The sequence below is a fragment of the Brevibacterium sp. SIMBA_078 genome (assembly GCF_046534565.1).
In the GTDB taxonomy this organism is placed as follows: Bacteria; Actinomycetota; Actinomycetes; order Actinomycetales; family Brevibacteriaceae; genus Brevibacterium.
Genome location: NZ_JAWRYQ010000433.1, coordinates 1 through 249, shown reverse-complemented (window position 1 = coordinate 249; position 249 = coordinate 1). Strand labels below are relative to the sequence as shown.

The following is a 249-nucleotide window of genomic DNA, read 5'->3' as shown; positions in this document are numbered from 1 at the left end:
ATCAAATTCATCATAAAAATAACTATAATTTCTGTCAGAAAATATTCGTTCATAGTTTTCTGATAATAATGCGATTGTCGGGAAGATCAGAGCAATATTCTTATAACACAGCTTCTTAATGATCTCGTATATTAAGAAGGTTTTTCCAAACGATGTTGTGGCAGATAAGAAAAACCTGTTTTGCTGTTCTAATTCAAATTTATCAAGAACTTGCTTTTGAAATTTATGAATTTTGATATTCTCATCAAT

Annotated in this window: 1 protein-coding gene; it reads right to left on the bottom strand. The window is 28.1% G+C overall.

Annotated elements, in window-relative coordinates:
* Positions 1-249: DEAD/DEAH box helicase family protein (locus tag SB749_RS20305; protein WP_410711899.1), on the bottom strand; the 249-nt coding region annotated here is incomplete at both ends.